Below are 23,396 nucleotides of genomic sequence, written 5' to 3'. Positions count from 1 at the left end.
CTCCATGCGTAGGGCGTTTGAATGATCGAGTTCGTTTCCAGAAAGATCCGCGCCAGGGCGCCATTGCGGCTTGGTTTTGCCGGTGGCGGCACTGATCTGTCGCCCTATTGCGACACATTCGGCGGGGCGGTGCTTAACGTTACGATTGACCGGTTTGCCTTTGCGTCGATCCTTCCTTCGGAGTCTGGCAAGATCGTCTTTGCCGGGGACGACATGGGCATCGCGGAAAGCTTTGATCTCGACGATAGTCTCGAAACCAGCGAACTGGCTTTGCACAAGGGCGTCTACCTGCGCATGATCCGCGACTATAACGGCGGCAAGCGCGTGCCGATGGTCGTCAAGACCACGGTCGACGCGCCGCCCGGCTCGGGCCTCGGCTCCTCCTCGGCCCTGGTGGTCGCCCTGGTCGAGGCCTTCCGTATCGTCCTTGGTGCTCCTCTTGGCCCCTATGATGTGGCGCGCCTGGCCTTCGAAATCGAGCGCGTCGACCTGGGCATGGCCGGTGGCCGCCAGGATCAGTACGCGGCAGCCTTTGGCGGCATCAATTTCATCGAGTTTCTGGCCCAGGACCGGGTTATCGTGAACCCCATGCGGGTGAGCGACGCCGTCAAGAACGAGCTCGAATCCTCGCTCGTGGTCTGCTTCTCCGGCCGCTCGCGCAAGTCGGCGGACATTATCTCGCTGCAGACGGCGGGTCTCAACGCCAAGACCGAAAAGACCATGGATGCCATGCATCAGCTCAAGGCCGATGCGGTGGAGATGAAGAGCGCCTTGCTGCGCGGCGACGTCGAGGAAATGGCCGATGTGCTGAACCGCTCCTGGATCGCCAAAAAGTCCACGGCCCAGGGCATTTCCAACGACCGCATCGACGACCTGTTCGATCTGGCCATGCGCGGCGGCGCGCTTGGCGGCAAGGTTTCCGGCGCAGGCGGCGGCGGTTTCCTGTTCTTCCTGGTCCACCCCGAACACCGCTACTCGCTCGTCTCCTCGCTCAATGCAGAGGGTGCCGTGGCAAGCCCGGTCAAGTTCACCGAACGCGGCTGCGAGACGTGGGCATTTTGACCAATCGTATCGAACAATGCGTGATCCTGTGCGGCGGACTGGGCAGCCGCCTGGGCGAGCTCACACGCACCACGCCCAAGCCCCTGCTGCCCATCGGCGAGCGGCCGTTCCTCGATATCCTCCTGGCCGAAATGGGCCGCCAGGGCTTCCGCAAGATACTGCTTCTGGCCGCTTTCGAGTCTGAGCAGATCCGCGAATTCGCGCGCACGAGCCCGGCTGCTGCCCAGTTTGGTCTCACCGTGTCGGTAACAGTCGAGCCCGATCGGGCCGGCACAGGGGGCGCCCTGTGGCACGCCCGCGATCTGCTGGACGACGAGTTCCTGCTGTTCAATGGCGACAGCTGGTTCGATGTGCTGCTGGCCGATGTCGCCGGCCTGCTGCAGGCCGACGTCAACGCCATCGGCGCGCTGACCCTGCGCGCGGTGCCGGACGCATCCCGCTTCGGTACCGTGGAGCTGGACGGCAACACCGTGACCCGCTTCGCCACGCGTCCGGACCGCGCCGGACCGGGAATGGTCAATGGCGGCGTCTATGCGTTCCGCAAAAGCCTCATCGAGCGCCTGCAGCCATCCTGCTCGCTCGAAAACGACGTGCTGCCGCAACTGGCCAGCGAAGGTCGCCTCCACGGCCGCGAGGCATCCGGCTTTTTCCTGGATATCGGCGTGCCCGAGAGCTATGCCGAGGCGCAGACTGTCATCCCCAAGCAGCTCCGCCGGCCGGCTCTGTTCCTGGACCGTGATGGCGTGCTCAACCACGATACCGGCCATGTCGGGACGCCCGAGCGCTTCGAATGGATCGAGGGCGCGCGGGAGACCGTGCGCCGCGCCAACCAGGCGGGTTATTACGTGTTCCTGGTGACCAATCAGGCCGGCATTGCCCGCGGCTACTATTCCGAGGACGACTATCACCACCTCTATCGCCATATCGGGGCGCAGCTGCTCGAAGCGGGCGCGCATCTCGACGACATGCGCTATTCGCCCTATCACCCTGACGCGGCCGTTGAGCAGTATCGGCTTGCCAGCGACTGGCGCAAGCCGGGCTCGGGCATGCTGCTCGATCTGCTCCAGCGCTGGCCGGTCGACACCGATCATAGTTTCATGATCGGCGACAACGACACCGACATCGCCGCCGCGACTGGGGCCCAGATCAAGGGCTATCTGTTCCCAGGCGGCAACCTGCTCGATTTCGTGCTCAATCAAACCCCGTTGGGGAAATCGCTTGCGGAGGCACGTCAATGACGGCGCTTGATCGTGCACTGGCCGAGCGGGCCATTTTTACCCAGTGGATGTTCGAGCAGGCGCTGCCCCTATGGGCGGCCGCGGGCACCGACTGGGAGCAGGGCGGTTTCCGCGAAACCATCGACCAGCATGGCGTCTCGCCCGAGGTGCCGCGTCGCACCCGCGTCGTCGGTCGCCAGATCTATTCCTATGCCGTGGCGCAAAAGCTGGGCTGGGCAGGTGATGCGCAGCGCGTCATGGCCCATGGCGTGCGCTATCTGCTCGACCACTGCATCAAGCCCGATGGCAGCGTGGTATCCGAAACCCGTCCCGATGGCACCATCGTCAATGGCAGCTTCGACCTCTACGACCACGCCTTTGCGCTGTTCGGCATGGCCGCGGCTGCATCCACTGGCTACGAGCGCGAGACGCTGACCCAGGCGGCCCGCCGCATGCGCGATGCGATGAAAGCCGGCTGGGGCCATCCCTCTGGCGGCTTCGAGGAATCGGTGCCGCGCACCCTACCGCTCAAGGCCAACCCGCATATGCACGTCTTCGAGGCCTCATTGGCCTGGCTCGAGGCCGAGCCCCAAGCGGGCGATGATGGCTGGGACAAGCTGGCCGACGAGATCGGCGACTTGTGCCTCACCAGCTTCATCGATCCCAAGACCGGCGCTCTGCGTGAGTTCTTCAATGGCGATTGGCACCCGGTCCCCGGTAATGACGGCCGCATCGTCGAACCCGGCCACCAGTTCGAATGGGCCTGGCTGATGATCCGCTGGGGCCTGCTCCGCGGACGCCAGGATGCGCTGGCCGCCGCGGGCCGATTGATCGCGGTGGGCGAGGATAGCGGCACCGACCCGGTGCGGGGCCTCGCCATCTCCGAAATCTGGGACGATCTGACCGTCAAGGACGACACCGCCCGCCTCTGGCAGCAGACCGAGCGCATCAAGGCCTGGCTTGCTGCCGCGTCGACAGCCACGTCTCCCGAAGCGCGCGAAACGGCCCTTGACCGCGTCGCCGTGGCGACCTCGGGCCTGCGCAAATACTGGAATTTTCCGATTGCCGGCGGCGCCTGGGAAAACATCCGCGCCGACGGCACGTTCAAGGACGAAGCCGCGCGCGCCTCCAGCCTCTACCACATGATCTGCGCCCTCGCCGAAATGCACCGGCTGCTGTGATGAAGGCTAGCGCAGCAATCGCAGATATAGCCGACGACGCGCGCGCCGCTCCCTATGTGCTGGGCGGCGCCTGGGTGGCCGCGTTCTCGCTGTTGGTCTATCTAGCGGTGCTCTGGCCCCGTCTGTTGGGATTCTCCTTGGGCTTTACCAATCAAACCCCAATTAGCGCATTGACGGTAGCGATGTTCTTGGGCGCGGTTATTCTGTTCGCAAGCCGACCCGCCGTCATGCGCCACTACTCGTCGGCCGGTCAATTGAACGTCGCATTTGGCCTGTTCTTGGCGCTTTTGTTGTCCAAGTACGTTTCCGCCTATGCCGGACAGGACCCTCCGGGGTCAGTCAATGCGTTGAATAACACACTTGCCTATTTCATGTCCTTCTTCGTTATCGGCCTGGCGATGTTCGTCGATCCGCGCAACGAGGAAAACTTCCCTCGAATTCTCTTGGTCGCCGGTTTAGTTGCAGCATGTCTGGGCATCTACGAAATGATCAGACAGAACTCGCTTACTGTCGAATTCGGGTGGATTTTCAACTTTGGTGGGCCTCAGAACCTGGCAGGCGAGAACCTCAAGGCAAACATGTATCGTGGTGGCCTGTTGCGCGCCAAGTCAACGTTCACCCATCCCATTGTCTTCGGCCAGTTTATCGCGGCATGCCTGCCACTTGTCTTCTTGGTTACCCCGGAGCGGCGCGGTAAACTTTGGCGGTGGGGACTCTCATTCATCGCTTTTGGTTTAGCCATTTTGTCCAGCAATACGCGCTCGCCTCTAGCAGGCGCGGCCGTGGCACTCGCTGTCTATTGGGGGTTGGGTGTCATCTCGTCCGGCCGGTCCCGGCGGGCGGTATTTGTCGCGGTCGCAGGTGCGGCGATTGCGTTGATCGCATTCCTTATCTTCGGTGAAGATCTTCTGGGCCTTCTGGGAGGAAGAACTGCCGAAGAAGCATCCAGTTCTCAAGTCCGCAGCATGATGTTCGAGCGCGCGCTGTTCGCCTTGGATTCCAGCCCATTGCTCGGATATGGCGAAGGACGCGCAGTCTATGTCGCCGGGGTGTTCTCCCAGTTGGGGACGCTTACGATTGACAGCCTTTATCTCAGCTACCTCATCGACAACGGCTACTTCGGGCTAGGGATGTTCGTGCTATTCTTCACTTACATTTTCCTCGTCGGAATCTGGGCATCACGCCGTATCCAGGACCATGCAAGGAAGCGCAGGCTCAACGCCGTCATTGCCTTCACTTTCGCCATTCTCTTTGGCCAGTCAGTGCTCTCGATCCAGGACAACCTCGTCTTTGCGTATCTTGGCGCGGCTTACATCATTGCTGTCGCGGCCTCGGCCCGCAGCCGCCAAGCCTTCGAAACCGGTCTTGTCCCTTCAACCGCAACTCAGGCAACGTTATGAAGGCTTGCTACTACACCACCGCTTGGCGCGGCGGGGAGGGCTGGTACGCCTTCGCGCTCGCACAGGCCTTGGCCGAAGCTGGAGTGGACCTTTGCTTCATTGCGGCCCCGGTGCAACCTGCCGACCGGGAGGCAAACCATCCAAATATCGACCGCCGGCGCCTGCTGGCAGGCACAGGCGGCAGGGGGTCTACCGCCTATCGTGCGATCATGAACCTCTATCGGGTAGTTCATTCCACTGCGGTTCTCCTGTGGGCGCGCCTCACTGCCCGAACCTTCCTGGTGACACATCCGGCATGGCTGCTGGTGACCTTCATCCAGTTCTGCCTGCTGCGGCTCGTGGGCGCGCGGATCGTCTATATCGTCCACGATGCCAAGCCGCATGCCTGGTCCTTCCCCGATCGATTCCGCCGTCTGGAGGAGTGGCTGCTTCTGCAGACCTATCGCATGTCTGCGCACCTGATCGTGTTGACCAAAACGGCCAAGAACGACCTGATAAACCACTTCAATATCGCGCCCGACAAGATCGACGTGGTGCCCCATGGCGCCTTCCCCAGCGGCGATCCGGGTCCCATACCCGGTAGCGGCAAGCTCCTGGTGTTTGGCATGCTGCGCCGCAACAAGCGGATCAAGGAAACCATCGAGGCCGTATTGTCCCTCGGCGACGACTTGCCGGATCTCAAACTTATCGTCGCCGGCTCCCCGCATGCAGACGACAGGGTCTATTGGGATGAGTGCGCTGCCCTTGTTGCATCGCGGCCCGAACGGTTCATCACCGAGATCGGTTTTGTCGAGGAGGCCCGGGTGGGCGAGTTGTTCGCCATGAGTGACGCCATCTTGCTACCCTATGAAGAGTTTAGCTCGCAGTCGGGGGTAGCCGTGCTGGCTTCGCTTGCCCGGCGTCCGATCATGTCGACAGGGGTAGGCGGTATCGGAGAACTGATCGAGCATGGCTTGGCATGCCAGCGAGTATCCATCCCGGTAACCGCGCATAGTATCGCGGACGCCTTCAGGCAGTTCTACGCGCGGCCCATGGATGAATGGCGCAACCATGCCGACGCGGGATCGGCCGCCCTCGGGCACTACCTCTCATGGTCCCGTATCGCCGAAGAAATAAAACAAGTTGCGGCAGGGGCCGGTTAGGTCCTTCGCGTGTAACCCTCGAGTTTGGAACAGACAATGAATGAAGTCGTAATAGGATTGATGTGGCACACCTTCGGCCATGGAAATCTGGGTGTCGACGCGCTGGCGCGGGGCGATGCTGAGATCATTCGGGCCGCGGCGCGCGAGCGAAACATTCCCGTACGCTTCATTTCGGTTGGAACGGCGAAGCCTGAACATGTTGCGGATCTGCCTTCGGACGTCACGGTCGGTGGGGCCGCGCACACCAAGGACTTTCTCCGGGGGCGCTCGGAATTCGTCGACGACCTGCGAAAGTGCGACATCGTATTTGACATCGGCGAAGGCGACAGCTTTACCGACATCTATGGCGCCCGCCGCTTCTTGACGCTGGCGGTCAGCAAGCAGATCGTGCGTTATTTGCGCAAGCCTCTGGTCATTGCGCCACAAACCATTGGCCCCTTCGAAAAGCCTCTGAACCGTCGTATCGCGGCATATGTGATGAACAGCGCGGAGGCGGTCTATGCGCGCGATAACCTGTCGACGGCCCAACTCCAGCAACTTAATCTGCGCGTTCCGACCGACGAGTTCATCGACGTTGCCTTTCGCCTTCCCTTCGATCGTCAATCCAAGGCGCAGGACAAGGTGCGCGTCGGCCTCAACGTCTCCGGACTATTGTACAACAAGGGCTATTCCGGTGACAACGAACTGGGCATGACGCTCGATTATGGTACGTTTTCGGACCGCCTGATCGCTGAACTCTCGGCTCGGGACAATGTCGAGTTGCACTTCGTGGCTCATGTCGCTGGCAGTGGCGACAATGATGATGATTGGCCAACGGCTGTGCGCCTTGCCGACGCCAGTCCGGGTTCTGTGCTGGCGCCGCGCTTCGAAAACAGCGTACAGGCAAAGAGCTACATCTCGGGGCTCGACTTCTTCGTGGGCGGCCGGATGCATGCGTGCATCGGCGCATTCTCCTCCGGGGTGCCGGTAGTACCGGTCGCCTATAGCCGCAAATTCAACGGACTGTTCGGATCGCTCGGTTATACCAACTACGTTGACGGCAAGGCCGAGGGCGTTGACATAGCGCTCGCCAAAACGCTCGGATGGTTCGACCAGCGCGAGCAGCTTGCCGCTCAAATCCAGGACGCGCTGCCGATCGCGCAGGAGCGCCTGTCTCGCTACCAGACTGCTATTGGCGACCTCCTGTCCCGCTACGTCGCCGGCCAGTTGCGCTAGGCCTGCAGGAACCCCATGATCTACGTCGTACTCGTTAATTGGAACGGTCGCGCCGACACCTTGGAGTGCCTAGAGGCGCTTGCGCGCTGCTCCGTGGCGAACCTGCGGGTGCTGGTGGTCGACAATGCCTCGGCCGATGGGTCAATTCCCGCTTTTGAAAGCTGGGGCCGGGGAGAAGTGTCCGTGGCGCGGCCCGCCGCGGTTTGGGATCTGTTGCCACCGGCCGAGCGGCGGCCGGTATCCCTGGCGGTAATAGCGCGCGAGGATGTCGGGCAGGCGGTGCCGGACACGTTCGTCAGCGTGATCGCAGCTGGAGCCAATCTGGGCTTTGCCGGCGCCAACAATCTGGGTATCCGCCAGGCTCTGGCCGACCCAGCCTGCAATTACGTGTGGATCCTCAACAACGACACCGTCACCAGTCCCGACGCACCGACTTTGCTGGCGGCGCGCATGACGGCCCAGCCGACCTTGGGCATCCTCGGGGCAACGCTGCTCTTCTATCACGACCCCCAGCATGTTCAGACGATCGGAAGCTGGTGGGGCACCAAGACGGTTCGGGGCGGGCCGGTCTTTTTCCGCGCCCATCGGGATCACCTCCCAGGTCAGGCGGAAGTCGAAAGCCGGATCGACTACGTCTCCGGCGCTTCCATGTTCACGTCGCGCGCCTTTCTCGAAACCGTGGGGCCGATGTCCGAAGACTATTTCCTCTACTATGAGGAACTGGATTGGACCCGCCGGATGCGCGGCACGTTCGAGCTCGGCTGGTGCCCTGAAGCGATCGTCTACCACAAGGAAGGCGCCAGCATCGGCACCAGTTCGGTCAAGCGCCCGAGCGACACCAGCCTCTACTACTATTATGCCAACCTTTTCCGCTTCTACCGCAAGTTCCATCCGTATTTTCTGCCACTGGCCTGGGCCCGATGGATCTGGGACCTGCGTCGTTACTGGTTGGCTGGGGATCGAGAGGCAACGAAAGTGATGCGCCATGCCGCCGGCGACGTGCTCAAGGGAAACAGGCGGACCGGCAAGATTGATCTTGCAGCCCTTGGAGCTGCGCGATGACGTCGGCGGATGTGGTGCATCACGATGGCGACGGCGATAACGCCCAGGCCACGCTTCGCGTGCTGCTGGTCGGAGGCTCTTCCGACAGGCCCGGCGGGGTCGAGGCGTTCTGCGAGCGCGCCAAGCAGGCTTTGGCGGGTGACGATAGTGTGAAGCTGGAACACCTCACGACCTCTACTGCCTTCTTCCGGCCCCGGGGATTACCGCGCCTGCTCGGAGAAATGAGGCAGTTGATCCGCTATCGTCGCTGGTCGCCCGATGTGGTTTGGTTCCAGTGGGTCAACGTGGTGGATCTGGCCTTTCTCGTCCTTGCCAGGCTCTGTGGCTACCGCGTGGTCGTTACCCCGCATTTGGGTGCCAACTGGCGATCGCAGCGGAATCCAGCGCTGCGGCGGTTGGGCTCACTGGTTATGCGGTTGGCAAACCAGTTCGCATTGCTGTCGCCGACCCAGGCTGTGGAGCTGTCTTTGCCGCAGGGCGTACCCTCCCGCATGATCCGCACCTTCTTGCCCCAGGAGATGTGGGCGGCCGATGGTCAGCAGGCCGACACCACAACCGGCAAGCTGAGGCTGATCCACTCCGCACGGCTCTCGGCAGGGAAGGGGAGCTTTCTGTTCCTGGAGGTTTGCGCCGGCCTCAAGCGTGCCGGTGCCCTGTTCGAGGCCTCTCTGGCTGGCGGTGCCGATGACCAGACCATGGCAGAGATACAGGCGCGCATTGCGGCACTGGGGCTGAGCGATGATGTCCGGTATGTTGGTTGGCTCAAGACCGACGCAATGATGGCGCGCCTTCGCGAGTCAGACGTCTTGGTGCATCTTTCGATCATGGATTCCTATCCGTTGATCGTGCTTGAAAGCCTTGCCTCTGGCGCGTTTCCACTTTGCCTCGACCTCGCGGGCGCCAGGCACATGACCGAGACGTATGACGGCGCAGTCGTCTCCGAGGGCAGCGCCGTGGTCGATGCAGTATCGTTCCTCCTCGCCAATCCCGCCGCAACGTTGCGTGACAGGGCGCGGGTAGCGGCCGCCAAGGTTCGAGCCGATCATGCGTGGTCAAACGCTGCGATGACACTGAAGGCGGCGCTGTCGTGACCTCGGCGATCATTTTCCTCACGGCAGTTTTACGCGGGTGCAGGGAATGACCCGCCACAAGCTGCTCCTGGCCATCTCTCTGCTCAGCAAGATCGGCACGGGCATGGTCAGCCTGTTCGTTCTGGCCCGCGGCCTCGGCCCCGCCGACTATGGTTTCGTTGCCACCGTTTTCGCCTACGCGTCGATCGCTGCCCTGTTCACCGACTTTGGCTTCTCCGTTCAGGCCCTGCGCGACATCGGTGCCCAGCCTGATAAGGCCGGCGAGCTCATTGCGGCCTGCGTCCGCGTCAAAAACCTGTTGGTGCTGGTCGTTACGCTCGGCGCCGCGTTGGTTCTGTCCCTACTTAATCTCGGTCCGCACCTGCTTGCCGCAAGCCTGCTGCTTTACGGCTCCATCATGGTCAATTCCTACGGGGACCTGGTCGTTGTAGCCCTGCGCGGCATTGGCAAATACGCGGCCGAAACCGTTTCGAGCATTCTGGGCACGGTCGTCTTCGTCATCGTCGTGGGCGGCACAGCGCTTGCCTGGCCCGACATCCTGCCCATCGCCACGGCCTTGTTTGTCGCCAGGCTACTCCAGACCGCCATCGCCTTCCTCGTTGTCTCCCGCTACACGCAACTCGGCAACTGCATCCACGGTCCCCTCCTGGACCTCCTCCGCTTCATGCGCACATCATCCGGACTGGCTTTGGATAGCTTTTTAACTACGATCACTGGACAGATCGACGTAATCCTTGTTGGTGCCCTTCTAGGCTTGCATGCCGCAGGTACTTATCAAATTGCCGCCCGTGTTGCGTCTTACGCTGTGCTTCCCGCTCAAGTCTTGGCGGGTGTAAACATCCCAGCACTGTCACGCGACATGTCCGATCATGGGCGCGTGAAGACCCCGCTTATCGCCCGCTTCTTTCTTGAGTACCTTGCGATCGGCACAGTAGTCGCCGTCGGATATGCTGTGTTCATGGCGACTTTCTCACAGCTTGTATTCGGGACCGGCTACGAAATTAGCGTCGGGCTTTGGAGTGGGTTTTGCCTACTCGTATTGGTGAGATACCTGTCCGCGTCGACCGGAGTTCTGCTAATCATTTACAAGCAAGTGCGCTGGCGTCTGATTGTTCAATTCTTGGCAGCTTGCGCTATCGCGGGACTGGTCACCTTATTCTCCCTCGCTTGGGGCGTGGCGGGAGCTGCCTGGGCGTTGGCAACATCGATCCTACTTGCTGGTATTCTGTACGCTTGGGGCGTATTTCGCATACAACGCGAGAGTAATAGGTATTCACTATGAACATAAAGAAGCTCGTTCCCAAAGGAATTCGAGTGGCGCTTCGGCCATTGCGGGTCGCGGCAGATTTATTGCCCAGCTACTATTACGATTTTGTCCGCTACCTTCGATTTTCGTCGACAGGGACCGAGTATCGGAGCAAGGAGAATCTAAGAAGTAGAATAACGGAACGATTTCATAATGTTGAGAAGGGACTTTCTTTGCCATCACCAAGGCCGGGCTTCGGTAAGGACAAGCTCCCGGACCTTTTGACGTACATCGAGTACTATCTTCAGAATTTTGGTGCTGACGACTTCATCAAAGTTCCCGTCACGGTTTTGGCGCGCTACGCCGATTTCAATAAGCGCGTCGATCTGGTGGACTACCCGCATCGCGACAGGATCGAACGGCTCATTCAGGTGGTCGGCGCACACGAAGCGTCTGGGGAATATGGCACAAGGCCGGTTGTTGCATCTGACGTGCGGAGCGTCACTGAAAACGTCAGCCTAGACTTTTTCCTCAGCCGGCACACTGTGCGGCAGTTTGCAGGTCAAGACGTCGACATTTCCGATGTCGAGTGGGCGACAAGAGCTGCGATCAAGTCGCCAACGGTTTGCAACCGTCAGAACACAAGGGTTTATTTCACTTTGGAGCGTGAGAAGATCCACTCGTTGCTTGAGATCCAGGGCGGGGCAAAGGGCTTCGCTGATCAAGTGCGTGGCCTGGCTGTTATTACCACAAGACTGAGCAATTTTTGGGGGGCAGGCGAGCGTCATCAGGCTTGGGTAGACGGGGGTTTGTTTTCAATGAGCTTTTTGCTGGCTCTCCATGCCCGCGGCCTTGGGGCGGTATCCCTTAACTGGAGCAAAGGCGCCGCGAAAGATATCGAACTCCGTAGAGCGTTGCCGATGAGGGACGACGAGGCCGTGATAATGTTGGTCGGATTTGGCCACCTCCGCGAGCAGTTTTCCGTCGCGTCGTCATGGCGGCCACCCGTCGATGACTTATTGGTTCACCTGCGCTAGCGTTTAGTAGCCGGTCGTACTCACAAAAGTTGCTCTCTCGGATGACGTTAGACTCAACGGCGACGGCGGGGTCGAAATATACTGGTCGGCAACGTCCAGCCTTCGCAAAGTGAGAGTGGTGAGGATTCCAACGTCGAATGAACTCGAGTCAGCAGCGCGTGTCGCAGCGCTTGTAGACGACTCGATAGGAGAACTTGCCGCTAACCCGGTTTCCATCTGTTGTAACCAGACGTGAAATTGTCCTGCTTGCCGGCTGGTGATGCTGTTGCCGCCACACACATACCCCGACAACCCCCCCACCGCACTGTTCGGCACACTGCCCGTCATCGCTACCCGGTACCAGCCGTCGGCTTCGGCGGTGAGGCTGTAGCCGCTTAGGACCGCGGCGCCGAACGTGCCTGTCGTGCCGATGGTCATGGTGGCCAGGTTCAGCCAGATATGGAGGCCATGAGCCACGTTGTCGGAGAACACGAAGCGCATCCAGGGCGCGCCGGCTTCGTAGCGGACCGATTGCGACCAGGTGTAGGTGGTTCCGCCTGATACGTTGAGGCCGCTGCGCACCACGCTGTCGCTGGCTCCGCCACCTTGCGTCACGCGCTTGGCAAACCCGTCCAGGCCCGGGCTCTGGCCGAAGGGGAGGGCGGTCAAGGTCGTGCCGGTCAGTTGGATGCCAGCGCCGGAATCGGCCGTGTTGTTGATGATGAGGTTGGTCGCCTCGGGCTCGATCAGCATGCCCAGGTCGGTGATGGCAGGCTCGTTCGCCGCAAATGTTGCCCAGTGACCCGTGCTGGTCTTGGCGCGTTTGACGCTGGCGCGGCTAAGCGTTAGCACGGCCGAGAGGGGCAGTTGTACGCCGTTGGACATCGCCCGCCGGTTGATGAAGTCAGCGGCAAAGCGCGCGCCTGCTGGCCACCAGGCGCGTTGTCGCGCGGCCTGGCTGGTGATGGCGAGGCCCAGCATTTACAACAATCCGACAAGGCTGGTGGCGGTCGTCCCCGTGGCCTTGATAGCCCTGGCCCGCAGTGGCAGCAGGGTGCCGCCGGCCACCCCGGTCAGCGTCACATTGGCACCCGACAGCAGCGTCAGGCTGAGACTGCCGCTTCCACCGACATAGATGGCGCGCGTTACGTCGGCCAGGTCGGCGCCGTCGGAGGGCGTAATGGCAAAGCCGTGTGCGGCCGGCGATTCAAGGCCGGGTGCGTGGCTGGAGAACTGATCGGGCATGAAGGCTCACTCCGGTTAAGGTCCGGAATGAGCATAAGGCTGGGCCGGCGGGCGGGGATAAGTCTGCCGCTGCCTCAATCGTTGGTCAGGTAGTAGTCGCCATATTTGCGCATGTAGGCGCCCTGGTTCTCTTCCTGCTGGCTGAGCACGGTCACCAGTTCCGCGTCCGGTCGCTTGCTCTGCATCAGGCTTGAATAGGTCGCCTTGACGTCCTGCTGCGAGGTCGAGGCCCAGCGAACCACCATGACCACGGCGTCCGAGCTCGCCGCCACGTAGAGACCGTCCACCACCGGCCGGATGGGCGGGGTATCGACGATGACCACGTCAAACGTCGTGCGGGCCGCCTTGATCAGCCGCTCGAAGGAGGGGCCAGTGAGCAACTGATCGGTCGGCAAGTCGCTGCGTCGCGCACCCACGATGATGGTGGCCGACGATATCGGGTCGCGGGCGATGAACGAGCTCAGGTTGTCCGAGCCGCCTGAGCTCAGATAATCGAGCAGCCCGGCAGATGGCTCGACGCCCAGGTGGCGATGGACACTCGGCTTGCGCAGGTCGCAATCGATCAGGATCGTGCTGTGTCCCGAAGCCGCATATGACCGGGCCAGCGCCAGCGCCAGGGTCGTCTTGCCTTCGTTGGGAACCGAAGAGGTGATCATGATCACCTTGCCGCCCGGGCTCTTGTTGTGCCGCAGCCCCTGTTCCAGCGTCGCGCGCAGCCGCCGCACCGATTCCGGGAACACCGAAAGCGGCGAGTTGATCATCAGGTCGGCAATACTCTCGCGCTCGTTCTTGGTGCGCTGGCGGGGAATCGCGGTTGCCACGCGGGTGCGCAGCACCGACGACAGCTGCGCTTCGCTCAGGAAGCCGCCGATAAAGTTTTCATAGAGGAACGCCAGGCCCACCCCAAGGCCAAGTGCCGCGATCAGTGCGGCGCCCAGCAGCAGGGTGCGGTTGGGGAACGAAGGGCTGAGCGGCGCCAGCGCGGGCGAAACGATGCGACTGTCGGCGACCTGCAGGTCGGCTTGCGTCTCCACGTCCTGCAAACGGCTGAGCAGCGTCTGGTACTGCTGACGCGCCAGTTCGGCATTTTGCTGCAGGCTATAGATCTGGGTCAGGGTGTCCGCCGAAAGGTTGCTGCTCAGCACAGCGGTGCGCAGCTCGCGACGTAGGTCGGTCTCCTCTGACTGGGATGCAGCGATCGACTGTTCGAGGTTGTTGGCCTCGGCGCTGGCGGTTTCGCGGATGCGCGTTTCGAGATCGGCCACGGCGGCGTTGAGGTCGATACCGGTCGGGGAATCGGCGCCCCCTTCGATCTGGGCCAGCAACTCCTCGCGTTGGCGACCAAGTTCGGACAGGGCCGACGAACTGAGAGAGGTGACCAGCGAGTCCCAGTCGTTCTCCGCCAGGTCGGACTGGACGGACTGTGCCAGTCGATCATTGCGGTCGCGCAATTGCTGGAGCTGATCGAGCTGCCGGCGGATCTGGGCGATCTGGCTGCCGCCGGGTGTGGATTCCAGTTCCTTGATATTGCTTTCGATAAAGTCGTCGAATGCGCCTTCGGAAGCGGCGATGGAGGCCTGGGCGTCGCTGATCCGGGCCTGGATGAGGTCGCGCGCGGACAGGGTGCTATCCACCTTCGAGGCCAGCTGGGCCTGGATATAGGCTTCCGCGGTCGCATTCGCGAGCACCGCGGCCCGCTGCGGATCGCCCGAGCGCACCTGGACCGAGATCAGGTAGGTGAGGCCGCGCCGCTGCACCGTAATGGCGTTGCGCAGGCTGTTGAGGGCCTGGCTCAGCGCCTGTTCGGCGCTGGGCAGTTCCGGGTCGGCCAGCCGCAGGAAGGCCATCAGACGGCTCATCATGGACAACTGGACGATATTGTTGTCACCCGACAGGAGGTTCTCGGCCTCGATCACCTTGAGCAGGACATTGTCCGAGCGGAGGATTTCCACTTCGCTGTCGATGCGGGCGCTGTCGGCCGCGCTGTTGCCGGTCTGGGCGTCGCCGGCCAGGATGTTCTTGCGGCTCGGGTCGACGAGGATCAGGGCCGACGAGGTATAGACCGGCGCCAGCGAGAAGATCACGAAGCCCGCCACCGCGGTCACCACGATCACGGTGACCAATATCAGCCTCAGCCTGCGACGCAGCAGGCCCAGTATGGCGCGCAGATCAAACGTGTTTTCTTCCATCCGTCGTCACTTTCAGGGGGTTGGGCTGGGTCGGCTTCAGCGCGTCGTTATGTCTTGTAAGGTGGCTTGCAGGAAATCGTATCCGCCAGACGTCAGACGCAAGGCGGTTAGGGCGCCGGTGGCGTAGGCGCCCGTGTCCACGCAGATACGCCGTCCGGCGATCACCGGCGTTTCGGCAGGTGTATGTCCATGAACGACCAGTGGCCCGTCGGCGCGAACCTCATCGAGGAATGGCTGGCGGATCCAGACCAGGTCGCTGTCGGTCTGCTGTTCCAGCGGCAGGTCCGGACGGATGCCGGCATGCACGAACACGGCCTGGCCCGTCGTGGCCATGACTGGCATTGAACGGAGCAGTTCCACATGATCGGCGGGAACAACGAAGTCCAGCATCGCGCGCCTGTCGCGTTGGCGGGCGCGCTCGAAAGCGGGCAGGTCGATACCGTACGAGGTCAGCGTTTCCTCACCGCCATTCCGCAGCCAGGCCGACTCGAGGTCAGGGTCGGCCAGAAAATCCAGCATCATCGCTTCGTGGTTGCCGGCCAGGCTCACGCGCTCAATGTCGCCCTTGAACGGCGCCGACAGCCAATCCATTACCGCCGCCGAATGCGGACCGCGGTCGATGTGGTCCCCGAGCGTGACCAGCACTTTGCGGCCCGAAAACTGGGCGGCGTCCTGGCGGATCTTGTCGAGCAGCACCTGCAGATGACGGTGGCAACCATGGATGTCGCCGACGGCATAGATGACGTCCGGTTCGCCCAGGTTGACCCGGGACCGCGGCTGGGAAGCTGGACGGGGCTGTTTGCGGAACAGGCCCAGCATCAATTAGCCTTGCTCCGGCGTTCCGCTGCAGGAAGCGTCGAGCCGACCGCCACGGCCATGACGGCAGTGAACAGCAGCGCGTTGGCCTGGATTTCCAGGCTGAAATCGACCAGCGAATGCAGTCCCACGACGACGAGGACGCTGAGCCCTATCGCCTGGAACGCCCAGTCGTCGGACTGTCGCACCAGAGCGGCGACGAGGCGGACGGCCAGCGCGATGAACAGCACCACCGGCAGCGAGCCGACGATCAGGCCCATCTCCGACCACAGCGAGAGATACGTATTATGGGCCCGGTCCCAGCGCAGGTCGGGGCCGACAGGGGCGTGCGCGGCCCAGGCGAAGGCCTGTTCGAAGGCGCCGCCGCCAAAGCCCAGCCATGGCCTCTGCCAGATCAACTGCCACGTCTGCTGGTAGAGATCGATGCGTGTCACGCTCGAGGAGCTGTCGTCGATCAGTCGGGCGAGCACGGATTCGCCGAACAGGAACACCGCCAGCGCCGTAGCTACCAGCAGCACGGCAGCAACTGGCAACAGCAGCCTCCAGGCGCTGCCCAGGCGGGTCGCCAGGATCACCAGGATCAGGATGGAGCCGACCATGGTTACGACGATGCCCATGCGCGAGTTGGTCGCGAAGATCACCCCGACCAGCAGAAGGTAGCCGGTGGCGTAGAGCAGGGTCTTGGTGATCGTATCCGGCACCATGCCGTCGTGGCTGTGCCGCGACGCCTGGCGGACAAGCACCCGGCCTGCCTTGACCAGGGCGATCATCGCCCCGATGGCGAGATAGGTGGCGTAGGAGTTGCGATTGACGAACGGCCCGGTAGCCGACCCCATGTAGCTGGTCTTGTTGAGCCCCAGCACGGTGTCGCCGCTTTGCAGGCTGACAATGCCCAGCAGGCAGTAGCCCATGATGATCAGCAGGATCGCATTGAGCACGAACTCGCGCCGTGTCGGATTCTGGCTGGCCTGCAGCATCAGGAAGAACAGCAAGCCATAGGTCAGGTGGCGCAACAGCATCAGCGCGGTCTGATTGGCCGCAACCGAAATGGTGCTGGAGCTGAACTCCATCCCGTTGGCCCAGAATGCCGTGAGGGAGGGGGCTATCGCGCCAAGCGGCAGCAGTTGCAGCACCAGGAATAGGCAGTAAAGGGCAAATGCACCCGTCGCCCAGGGCAGCTCGGCCGGCGAAACATTCGGGCCGATGCCGATACGGGCCAGGCCTACGCTATAAACGATGCCCAGCAAACCGAGTCCCAGGCCGAAAACACCCCAGGTAAAGGCATGCACGGCCCCGAAGGGCAGGGGGGCAAGCGCCAGCAGCAGCAGCAGTGCACCGCCCACAAAACCGTTCAGCCGCTTCCGCCGCTTGGTGGCCTGGTCATTTCCAGCGCTGGACCGCCGTTTCACCGACATCGCGGGCTCGCTCCACGTCGTCATCGCGCACCCCTCGCGCCCAGAACCCGGCGAACGATGTAGATGAAGCGCTCCTGTTCGCGCGGTGAAACCTTCTCTAGGGCCGTCGTGATGCGCTTGCGCGCAGCCTCGTCGGAGACATAGAGGTCTGCCAGCGGCCAGACGCCCCGACCGCTTTGCAGCATCAGGACGAGATCACGTTGATGGCGTTCCTGCGCGTCCGGCGACAACTCGTCGAAATGGCGCTGCCCAAGTGCGGCGCGGGGCGCAACCACGCGTGCCAGGTTGGGCTGCAGCGCTTCCGAGCGCGCCAGGTGGGTGCTGATGCCGTCGACATCGCCTCGGGCTTCGGCAATCAGGGCCAGCAGCAACTCCGCCTGGCCGTGCGCCGGGGTTCGTGCGAGCACGTCATTGGCCATGTGCTCGCATTCATCGAGCAGTGCGTCTCGCGCTTCGCCCAATTGTTCGGGGGTCGCGCGCCTGCCGAACGGCAGCAGGACCTGCTCGCAATCGGCAAGCGAAACCGCTGTCGTGAGCAGGCCAGCGCCGATTGGTCCGTTTGTAGACGCGGTCGCAGCAATGCGCGCACGGGCCGTGTCGCCGCCCCGCAGCACCGGGCCGGCCTCGGCATACATGGCCCAAGCGCCAAGCGCCATGCTCGCCAAGCCCACCAGAGTTACGCCTATTCGTGTCGCCCACATGTCAGAAAGTCTTCGGTTCACGCAGTGTTTGTGCCATCTCGTCATGCGCAAGTGGCAAAACTGGCACCGGACCATTGTCCTGCCGCGGAGATAGGCTTGCTTCTACATGTGTTTGCGGGCCTATGCGAGATTTTATGTTCCCGTCGTTAACGAGCAGGGGATGAGTTGCTCACCTGGGAACACTAGCACTTCGCCGCCAAAACAGCGCGGCGCCCGGTGCAATGGAGCTATGGCCTTTCGTTGGTCAACCGCTGCCCAGGATGTGCGACAGCATCGCGGCATTCTTGATCGCATAGCCATCGAAATCATTGTTGAAATAGACCCAGACCCGCTTTGCCCTCGCCTCGATGATCCGCTGCGCCCAGACCGTCAGTTCTTCCACTGAATAATCGTGACGATACCAGCGTTGGACCCCGTGGAAACGGACGTAGATATCCCCCGCCGTCTTGATCAGCGTATCCGGCAATTTCGGCCCGCTGCACGAACAGAAGACGGCGCCTGCTTTTTCCAGGGCCGCATAGACGTGGTCGTTCCACCAGCTCGCGTGGCGAAACTCGATGACATTTCGGCGTGCGGGATCGAGCTGCGCGAGGATGGTGTCGAGGAGGGCAGGCGAGTAAGGGACACTCGGAGGCAACTGGAACAGGAAGCAGCCCATCAGCGGGCCCAGCAAATCGGCGATGTAGCCGAAGTCGCGCACCAGATCCTGGGTGCCTTCGAATTTCTTGATATGCGTGATCAGTTCCGAGACCTTGACCGTGTATACCATCGGTCTGCCCGCCGCCTGGCGGCGCCACGCCTCGACAGTGCCAATCGTTGGCCACGAATAGAATGGGGCATTCAGTTCGACCGTCGAGAAGTGGTCTGAGTAGTAGGCAAACCACTCCTTGGTCGGCATCTGGGTCGGATAGAACGTTCCTCTCAGATGCCAGTAAAACCAGCCCGAACAACCGATATTGAGCGTTGGTGGATCGGCAGGCGCGGGCGGGTGTGCATGTGTCGCCGCCAGCAGGCGCGCCTTGTGCATCTTGTTCGCGCGCAGCACCGTGATCTCACGCTGCTTGATGCGCCGCGCCGCTTTTCTGGCACGACGTTCTTCAATGGTCGTTGCAGGGCTCATGGCCCCACAATGGCACCGGCGCGAGAAGGTTCAGGGAACTGGTGCCGGCAGCAGGGTTCGAACCCGCGACCCCCTGATTACAAATCAGGTGCTCTACCAACTGAGCTATACCGGCACACGCCGCCTCCTAGCACTGCCACCCGGCTTGCGCAACTCGGCATCCGCCCTAGTGCAGTGCCTCTGCACTCAGGTGTCCGAGCTTGTCCGGATTGCGCATGATGTAGATGCGCGCGATCTTGTCATCGATGACGTCGAATGCCGTCGTCTGCAGATGGCCATCGGCCTCCAGGCTGACGAAGCCGGGCAGGCCGTTGATCATGGCGAAGCGGACGAGCCGCGATGGTGCGCGTTCATGGAGCGGCGCCAGCCGACGCAGCAGCGACATCACAGCCTCAACTCCGACGAGCGGCGCCGGACCGGCAGGCCGCTTGCCGCCGCCATCGGCGGTCCAGATGATGTCGGCGCTGAGCATCGATTGCAGCGCGGTCATGTCGCCGGTTTGCGATGCGGCAAAGAAGGCCTCGACCAGCTCCATGCCGCGGTTCTCGTCCACGGCAAAGCGCGGCCGGTCTTCATGCACGTGGCGGCGCGCTCGGCTGGCCAGCTGTCGCGCCGCAGCCTGGTCACGACCGATCGCTGCGGCCACCGCGTCGAAATCCATGCCGAAAACATCATGCAGCAGAAAGGCGGCCCGTTCGAGTGGCGACAGGCGCTCGAGCGCCAGCAGCAGCGGCAGGGTGACGTCATCGGCTAGGTCTGCTTCCGCCGCTACCATCGGCTCGGGCAGCCACGGGCCGACATAGGTTTCCCTTTTTCGGCGGGCCGACTTCAGCACATCCAGGCAAAGCCGCGTGACTACTCGGACCAGGAACGCTTCGGCATTGTCGATGCTGTCGCGCTCCGTTGCGTGCCAGCGCAGGAAAGCCTCCTGCACCACATCCTCGGCATCGGCGACTGAGCCGAGCATGCGATAGGCAACCCGGGCGAGCCGCGGCCGGACCGGTTCAAATCGTTCGGCCGCGTCGGCCCGCCCGGTTCGCATCAGGCAGCCACCTTGATCGCGGCCGAGCGGGGCGGCGCCACCTGGAAACCCACATTGATGCGGTTCCACAGGTTGATGTTGCCGATCGCCAGCGTCAGCGCAACCTGCTCGGCCTCGTTGAATTCGGCCGCCACCAGCTCGTAGGCGGCATCGTTGCCGGCATGGTCGAGCCTGGTCAGTGCCTCGGTCCAGGCCAGGGCGGCGCGCTCCCGAGGAGTGAAATGGGGCGCCTCGCGCCAGCCGTCGAGTAGGTAGATGCGCATTTCCGTCTCGCCATCCTGGCGGGCTTCCTGGGTGTGCATCACCAGGCACACGGCACAACCATTGATCTGGCTGGCCCGGATTTTGACCAGGTGCAGCAGGCTGTGCTCCAGGCCCACCTCGGGTAGGGTCTTGCTGTAGTCGATCAGCGGCTGGAACAGGTCCATGCGGGCATAGGGGTTGATGCGCTTGCTCATGATTGTCTCCATGTCATTCGAGTTGCTTACGAATGACAAGACGAGATGGCGCGCCCGCGCTGTGACATGGCGAAGAAATTTTCTACGCCGCGCTACACTTCCATAAAGCTTTAGCGACCGTTCCAATCTGTCGGCAGGCTTCGGCGGCTACACCGGGGGCATGACTGAACGTAGGGCATTGCCGCGTCAGGCGGTCCACCTGGAAGCCACCATCGTAACGGGTGGGGGACTGACCCGCTTTGATGGGGCGGTTCTCAACATGAGCGCGATGGGCGCGCGCGTCGACGTCCCGGACGACCACGAACTGCCCGAGAGCTTCTACATGCTGATGCCCGATCATCGCCTTCAGCCCTGCCGCATCGTCTGGCGCGAGGGCATGCGTGTCGGCCTTCGCTTCGAGGTCTAGTAGGGCAGCGCGGGCAGGATATAGGCGTCCACGTCAACCACGACCAGCACGCCAGGGGCTGCCCGGTGGTGGCCGGCCTGGCATTCCCGGAGCGCTGCGATCGAGCGCGACGACCCGCGCAGCGACAGGCCCAGAGTACCCGTCAGCGGCGCATTGCCTGCCAGCCCTGCATCGTGGAGATAAAGGTCGAGACGCGACCCCGCCGCCACTTCGGCGAGCAGATTTGGCCGGATGCCGGGATAGATATGCACGCCATTGTAGCTGTCGGCGGCGCCGACGAACTGCCGCCATTCGTAACCGGCGACCTGCCAGGTGGAACGGGCATTGCGCGGCAGGTTCACGCCTTTGACGAACGCATAGGTCGGACCCAGCGGCACGCCGTAAAAGCCGAGGCTGACACCGTTTTGCGAAGTGGCCGCCACGCAGAGCGGCCCCACCGGCGTGTCGCGTATCGAAAAACTCCATCCGCCGGCCCAGGCTGGGACTTGCAGCATGACGGTCATAACAAGGGCAATCAGCGTGCGCATGGCTATCTCCTCGCATCCACGCTGGCAGCAATGCGCGAAGCGCCGAAAAGTTAGATGGCGCGCATTTTAGGCAATTTGCGACTTTTGCCCGCTCGTCAGGCGAACATGCCGATAAGCACGATTGCGCCTGTCACCAGCGCCACGAGCCCTAGATAGACCACCCGTCCATCCGGCGGTGCAGCTTGGTTATTCCGGGGCTGGACACGGGCCTCCAGTTTTCGCTCCGCTGCGGTCGGGCTCTTTCCGCCCGCCTCGGCATCGGTCCCCAAAGGCGCGGCGGCGGGGTCCGGAAAGCCGACCTTCTCTCCGGTAACACCGCTGTCGATGGCGTTCCTGATCTGCTCGGTGGTTGGGGCTTGGGCCATGGCAATCTCCTCGACCACAGCAATGACTGGCTGCCGCAGTCAGTTGCACCGGTAGGTCCAAACCGATCACAACCGCGTCACTGGCGAACCGTTTGCCGCCCACGGCGTTGAACAACAGCAGGTTTGCCCCTGCGACCTCCAGACTTCCCGTATTTGACCCTCGGCTGATGCACCCGGCCGAGGGCCTTTTTGTGTGGCTGGCCTCACAATTCCTTTTCGGCCAGTTCGCGGAAAGCGTTCGGCACGGCCCTGGGCGCTTCCAGCACCACCGAGCCGTAACCGATCGCCTCCCAACCAAACCGGCCGCGCACCGCGTCCATGGCCAGGTCGGCCTGCCACCGCGCCGCACCCCGGCGGGTACCGGGCCGCCGTATCTCGTCGGCCAGCCCTAGGCCGAACTCCAGTTGCATGCCATCGACCACCGCCAGGTGGGACACCGAGATGGCGAGCAGTGAAATGAACCGCTCCTGCGGAAAGTCCCGCCTGACGCTGCGCGTCAGGTCTTCGGCCACTTCGGCGAGTATCGCCGTGGCCGCCACTGGGACGGGCAGGGTCACTGCCCGGGTGACGGCCCGAAGGTCCGCAAACCGTACCCGCACGGTTACCGTTCGGCCGGACAGGGATTTATCGCGCAGTCGCGAACCGATACGGTCCGCCAGCAGCCGCAGCGTCGGTCCGAACACTCGCTCCTCGAATGGCTTGCGGCCAAGCGCGGATTGCGCCCCGGCCGAGCGGGCGCGACGATGGGTTTCGATGACGCGCGGATCGCGGTTCCAGGCCAGCGCCGCCAGCTTCTGCCCCGCAGCCTGGCCCACCAGCCGCTCGAGCGACTGGCCCGGCATATCCGCCAGTTGCCCGATCGTGCGAATGCCAGCCTCAGCCAGCTTGGCGCTGGTCACGGGCCCGACGCCCCACATCAGGCCGACCGGCAAGTCTTGCAGGAAAGCCGTCTCCAGCGCCGGATCGATCACCACCAGCCCATCGGGTTTGGCGACCTGCGAGCCGATCTTGGCCAGGTGTTTGGTTCGCGCCACGCCGATCGAAATCGGCAAGCCGACCTCCTCGCGTACCCGGCGTCGAATAGCTTGCGCGATAGCCGCCGGCGGCCCGAACAGATGCGCCGTGCCGGCCACATCGGCAAAGGCTTCGTCAATGGAAATGCGCTCGACCAGGGGGGTGTAGTCGCCCAGGATGGCGATGGCGGCGTCGCCCAGCCGCTGGTACTCCTTGAAATGGCCGCCCACGAACTGCAACTGGGGGCAGAGCTCCCGCGCCTTCCGCCCCGGCATTCCCCCACGCACGCCAAACGCCTTGGCTTCATAAGAGGCTGCCAGTACCACGCCCCCGCCCACCGCGATCGGCCGGCCGCGCAGCGCCGGATCGAGCAACTGCTCTACCGACGCATAAAATGCGTCCAGGTCGGCATGGAGGATCGTCGCGTCGGCCAAGCTCACACCTGTTCTGCCGGAGTGGCAGAACA

General features: G+C 62.7%; 23 protein-coding genes and 1 tRNA gene. 11 read left to right on the top strand and 13 right to left on the bottom strand.

All coding sequences use genetic code 11. The annotated features are described in order from the left end of the window. Window positions 1-21 precede the first annotated feature (21 nt). Genes JI749_RS13905 through JI749_RS13860 form a run of 10 tightly spaced genes read left to right on the top strand, consistent with a single transcriptional unit; the run spans window position 22 to window position 11,653 of the window. Complete coding sequence (locus tag JI749_RS13905) at window positions 22-1,062, top strand: GHMP family kinase ATP-binding protein (RefSeq protein ID WP_201655058.1); 1,041 nt, start codon at window positions 22-24, stop codon at window positions 1,060-1,062. Next, the gene (locus JI749_RS13900) at window positions 1,050-2,300 is read left to right on the top strand and encodes an HAD-IIIA family hydrolase (protein ID WP_407644882.1); all 1,251 of its coding nucleotides are present in this window, start codon (window positions 1,050-1,052) and stop codon (window positions 2,298-2,300) included. Before JI749_RS13905 ends, JI749_RS13900 begins: the two co-directional genes overlap by 13 nt. Beyond that, window positions 2,297-3,460, top strand: a complete 1,164-nt coding sequence (locus JI749_RS13895) for an AGE family epimerase/isomerase (RefSeq protein ID WP_201655052.1) — start codon at window positions 2,297-2,299, stop codon at window positions 3,458-3,460. Before JI749_RS13900 ends, JI749_RS13895 begins: the two co-directional genes overlap by 4 nt. After that, window positions 3,460-4,860, top strand: a complete 1,401-nt coding sequence (locus JI749_RS13890; RefSeq protein ID WP_201655049.1) for an O-antigen ligase family protein — start codon at window positions 3,460-3,462, stop codon at window positions 4,858-4,860. Before JI749_RS13895 ends, JI749_RS13890 begins: the two co-directional genes overlap by 1 nt. Next, window positions 4,857-6,002: a glycosyltransferase family 4 protein gene (locus JI749_RS13885; protein WP_201655046.1), complete on the top strand. Its 1,146-nt coding sequence runs from the start codon at window positions 4,857-4,859 to the stop codon at window positions 6,000-6,002. The genes JI749_RS13890 and JI749_RS13885 overlap by 4 nt, the downstream gene beginning before the upstream one ends. 36 nt (window positions 6,003-6,038) lie before the next feature. After that, window positions 6,039-7,217 (top strand): polysaccharide pyruvyl transferase family protein, encoded by a 1,179-nt coding sequence (locus JI749_RS13880; RefSeq protein ID WP_201655043.1) that lies wholly within the window; start codon window positions 6,039-6,041, stop codon window positions 7,215-7,217. 15 nt (window positions 7,218-7,232) lie between these two features. Then, window positions 7,233-8,279: a glycosyltransferase family 2 protein gene (locus JI749_RS13875; RefSeq protein ID WP_201655040.1), complete on the top strand. Its 1,047-nt coding sequence runs from the start codon at window positions 7,233-7,235 to the stop codon at window positions 8,277-8,279. After that, window positions 8,276-9,370 carry a glycosyltransferase family 4 protein gene (locus tag JI749_RS13870; protein WP_201655037.1) on the top strand — a complete coding sequence of 365 codons (1,095 nt, stop codon included), beginning with the start codon at window positions 8,276-8,278 and terminating at the stop codon, window positions 9,368-9,370. Before JI749_RS13875 ends, JI749_RS13870 begins: the two co-directional genes overlap by 4 nt. A gap of 46 nt (window positions 9,371-9,416) precedes the next feature. Beyond that, window positions 9,417-10,652 (top strand): oligosaccharide flippase family protein, encoded by a 1,236-nt coding sequence (locus JI749_RS13865; protein ID WP_201655034.1) that lies wholly within the window; start codon window positions 9,417-9,419, stop codon window positions 10,650-10,652. Continuing rightward, on the top strand, window positions 10,649-11,653 hold the full coding sequence (locus JI749_RS13860; protein ID WP_201655031.1) for a nitroreductase family protein: 1,005 nt from the start codon (window positions 10,649-10,651) through the stop codon (window positions 11,651-11,653). The genes JI749_RS13865 and JI749_RS13860 overlap by 4 nt, the downstream gene beginning before the upstream one ends. A 3-nt stretch (window positions 11,654-11,656) precedes the next feature. Here the strand turns inward: JI749_RS13860 and JI749_RS13855 are convergent, their stop codons facing one another. The 10 genes from JI749_RS13855 to JI749_RS13810 all read right to left on the bottom strand — a co-directional run bounded on the left by JI749_RS13855 (window position 11,657) and on the right by JI749_RS13810 (window position 20,618). After that, window positions 11,657-12,613 carry a phage head spike fiber domain-containing protein gene (locus tag JI749_RS13855; RefSeq protein WP_201655028.1) on the bottom strand — a complete coding sequence of 319 codons (957 nt, stop codon included), beginning with the start codon at window positions 12,611-12,613 and terminating at the stop codon, window positions 11,657-11,659. After that, window positions 12,614-12,877, bottom strand: coding sequence for a spike base protein, RCAP_Rcc01079 family (locus JI749_RS13850; protein ID WP_201655025.1), 264 nt, complete (start codon window positions 12,875-12,877; stop codon window positions 12,614-12,616). A gap of 74 nt (window positions 12,878-12,951) precedes the next feature. After that, window positions 12,952-15,066, bottom strand: coding sequence for a GumC family protein (locus JI749_RS13845; protein WP_201655022.1), 2,115 nt, complete (start codon window positions 15,064-15,066; stop codon window positions 12,952-12,954). 36 nt (window positions 15,067-15,102) lie between these two features. Continuing rightward, a complete protein-coding gene (locus JI749_RS13840) occupies window positions 15,103-15,885 on the bottom strand; it encodes a metallophosphoesterase family protein (protein ID WP_233280940.1) in 783 nt (260 codons plus the stop codon). Beyond that, a complete protein-coding gene (locus JI749_RS13835; RefSeq protein ID WP_201655016.1) occupies window positions 15,885-17,321 on the bottom strand; it encodes an O-antigen ligase family protein in 1,437 nt (478 codons plus the stop codon). The genes JI749_RS13840 and JI749_RS13835 overlap by 1 nt, the downstream gene beginning before the upstream one ends. Next, window positions 17,318-17,953 carry a hypothetical protein gene (locus tag JI749_RS13830; RefSeq protein ID WP_201655013.1) on the bottom strand — a complete coding sequence of 212 codons (636 nt, stop codon included), beginning with the start codon at window positions 17,951-17,953 and terminating at the stop codon, window positions 17,318-17,320. Before JI749_RS13830 ends, JI749_RS13835 begins: the two co-directional genes overlap by 4 nt. Before the next feature lie 289 nt (window positions 17,954-18,242). Then, on the bottom strand, window positions 18,243-19,118 hold the full coding sequence (locus JI749_RS13825) for a DUF72 domain-containing protein (RefSeq protein WP_233280764.1): 876 nt from the start codon (window positions 19,116-19,118) through the stop codon (window positions 18,243-18,245). A 39-nt stretch (window positions 19,119-19,157) separates the two neighbouring features. Next, window positions 19,158-19,233: transfer RNA gene (locus tag JI749_RS13820), tRNA-Thr, on the bottom strand. A 51-nt stretch (window positions 19,234-19,284) separates the two neighbouring features. Next, window positions 19,285-20,160, bottom strand: a complete 876-nt coding sequence (locus tag JI749_RS13815; RefSeq protein ID WP_201655010.1) for a sigma-70 family RNA polymerase sigma factor — start codon at window positions 20,158-20,160, stop codon at window positions 19,285-19,287. Then, window positions 20,160-20,618: a carboxymuconolactone decarboxylase family protein gene (locus JI749_RS13810; protein ID WP_201655007.1), complete on the bottom strand. Its 459-nt coding sequence runs from the start codon at window positions 20,616-20,618 to the stop codon at window positions 20,160-20,162. Before JI749_RS13810 ends, JI749_RS13815 begins: the two co-directional genes overlap by 1 nt. A 160-nt stretch (window positions 20,619-20,778) precedes the next feature. Here JI749_RS13810 and JI749_RS13805 point away from each other — a divergent pair, with 160 nt between their 5' ends. Beyond that, window positions 20,779-21,024 (top strand): PilZ domain-containing protein, encoded by a 246-nt coding sequence (locus JI749_RS13805; protein WP_201655004.1) that lies wholly within the window; start codon window positions 20,779-20,781, stop codon window positions 21,022-21,024. Here the strand turns inward: JI749_RS13805 and JI749_RS13800 are convergent. The 3 genes from JI749_RS13800 to dinB form a co-directional block, all read right to left on the bottom strand. Further along, on the bottom strand, window positions 21,021-21,551 hold the full coding sequence (locus JI749_RS13800) for a hypothetical protein (RefSeq protein ID WP_201655001.1): 531 nt from the start codon (window positions 21,549-21,551) through the stop codon (window positions 21,021-21,023). The two genes, JI749_RS13805 and JI749_RS13800, sit on opposite strands and share 4 nt — an antisense overlap. Before the next feature lie 95 nt (window positions 21,552-21,646). Continuing rightward, the gene (locus JI749_RS13795; protein WP_201654998.1) at window positions 21,647-21,916 is read right to left on the bottom strand and encodes a hypothetical protein; all 270 of its coding nucleotides are present in this window, start codon (window positions 21,914-21,916) and stop codon (window positions 21,647-21,649) included. Between the two features lie 203 nt (window positions 21,917-22,119). Beyond that, on the bottom strand, window positions 22,120-23,364 hold the full coding sequence (gene dinB / locus JI749_RS13790; protein WP_233280763.1) for a DNA polymerase IV: 1,245 nt from the start codon (window positions 23,362-23,364) through the stop codon (window positions 22,120-22,122). Window positions 23,365-23,396 lie beyond the last annotated feature (32 nt).

Source organism: Devosia oryziradicis (genome assembly GCF_016698645.1).
Classification (GTDB): Bacteria; Pseudomonadota; Alphaproteobacteria; order Rhizobiales; family Devosiaceae; genus Devosia; species Devosia oryziradicis.
This window is presented reverse-complemented; position numbering and strand designations above follow the sequence as displayed.

Bases quoted from the DNA above. Each gene is read 5' to 3' on its own strand.
- JI749_RS13800 (WP_201655001.1), bottom strand. From the start codon at position 21,551: ATGCGCACGCTGATTGCCCTTGTTATGACCGTCATGCTGCAAGTCCCA.
- JI749_RS13870 (WP_201655037.1), top strand. From the start codon at position 8,276: ATGACGTCGGCGGATGTGGTGCATCACGATGGCGACGGCGATAACGCC.
- JI749_RS13795 (WP_201654998.1), bottom strand. From the start codon at position 21,916: ATGGCCCAAGCCCCAACCACCGAGCAGATCAGGAACGCCATCGACAGC.
- JI749_RS13850 (WP_201655025.1), bottom strand. From the start codon at position 12,877: ATGCCCGATCAGTTCTCCAGCCACGCACCCGGCCTTGAATCGCCGGCC.
- JI749_RS13865 (WP_201655034.1), top strand. From the start codon at position 9,417: ATGACCCGCCACAAGCTGCTCCTGGCCATCTCTCTGCTCAGCAAGATC.
- JI749_RS13860 (WP_201655031.1), top strand. From the start codon at position 10,649: ATGAACATAAAGAAGCTCGTTCCCAAAGGAATTCGAGTGGCGCTTCGG.
- JI749_RS13845 (WP_201655022.1), bottom strand. From the start codon at position 15,066: ATGGAAGAAAACACGTTTGATCTGCGCGCCATACTGGGCCTGCTGCGT.
- JI749_RS13810 (WP_201655007.1), bottom strand. From the start codon at position 20,618: ATGAGCAAGCGCATCAACCCCTATGCCCGCATGGACCTGTTCCAGCCG.
- JI749_RS13805 (WP_201655004.1), top strand. From the start codon at position 20,779: ATGACTGAACGTAGGGCATTGCCGCGTCAGGCGGTCCACCTGGAAGCC.
- JI749_RS13885 (WP_201655046.1), top strand. From the start codon at position 4,857: ATGAAGGCTTGCTACTACACCACCGCTTGGCGCGGCGGGGAGGGCTGG.
- JI749_RS13895 (WP_201655052.1), top strand. From the start codon at position 2,297: ATGACGGCGCTTGATCGTGCACTGGCCGAGCGGGCCATTTTTACCCAG.
- JI749_RS13840 (WP_233280940.1), bottom strand. From the start codon at position 15,885: ATGCTGGGCCTGTTCCGCAAACAGCCCCGTCCAGCTTCCCAGCCGCGG.
- JI749_RS13890 (WP_201655049.1), top strand. From the start codon at position 3,460: ATGAAGGCTAGCGCAGCAATCGCAGATATAGCCGACGACGCGCGCGCC.
- JI749_RS13825 (WP_233280764.1), bottom strand. From the start codon at position 19,118: ATGAGCCCTGCAACGACCATTGAAGAACGTCGTGCCAGAAAAGCGGCG.
- JI749_RS13905 (WP_201655058.1), top strand. From the start codon at position 22: ATGATCGAGTTCGTTTCCAGAAAGATCCGCGCCAGGGCGCCATTGCGG.
- JI749_RS13855 (WP_201655028.1), bottom strand. From the start codon at position 12,613: ATGCTGGGCCTCGCCATCACCAGCCAGGCCGCGCGACAACGCGCCTGG.
- JI749_RS13875 (WP_201655040.1), top strand. From the start codon at position 7,233: ATGATCTACGTCGTACTCGTTAATTGGAACGGTCGCGCCGACACCTTG.
- JI749_RS13830 (WP_201655013.1), bottom strand. From the start codon at position 17,953: ATGGCGCTTGGCGCTTGGGCCATGTATGCCGAGGCCGGCCCGGTGCTG.
- JI749_RS13815 (WP_201655010.1), bottom strand. From the start codon at position 20,160: ATGCGAACCGGGCGGGCCGACGCGGCCGAACGATTTGAACCGGTCCGG.
- JI749_RS13835 (WP_201655016.1), bottom strand. From the start codon at position 17,321: ATGACGACGTGGAGCGAGCCCGCGATGTCGGTGAAACGGCGGTCCAGC.
- JI749_RS13880 (WP_201655043.1), top strand. From the start codon at position 6,039: ATGAATGAAGTCGTAATAGGATTGATGTGGCACACCTTCGGCCATGGA.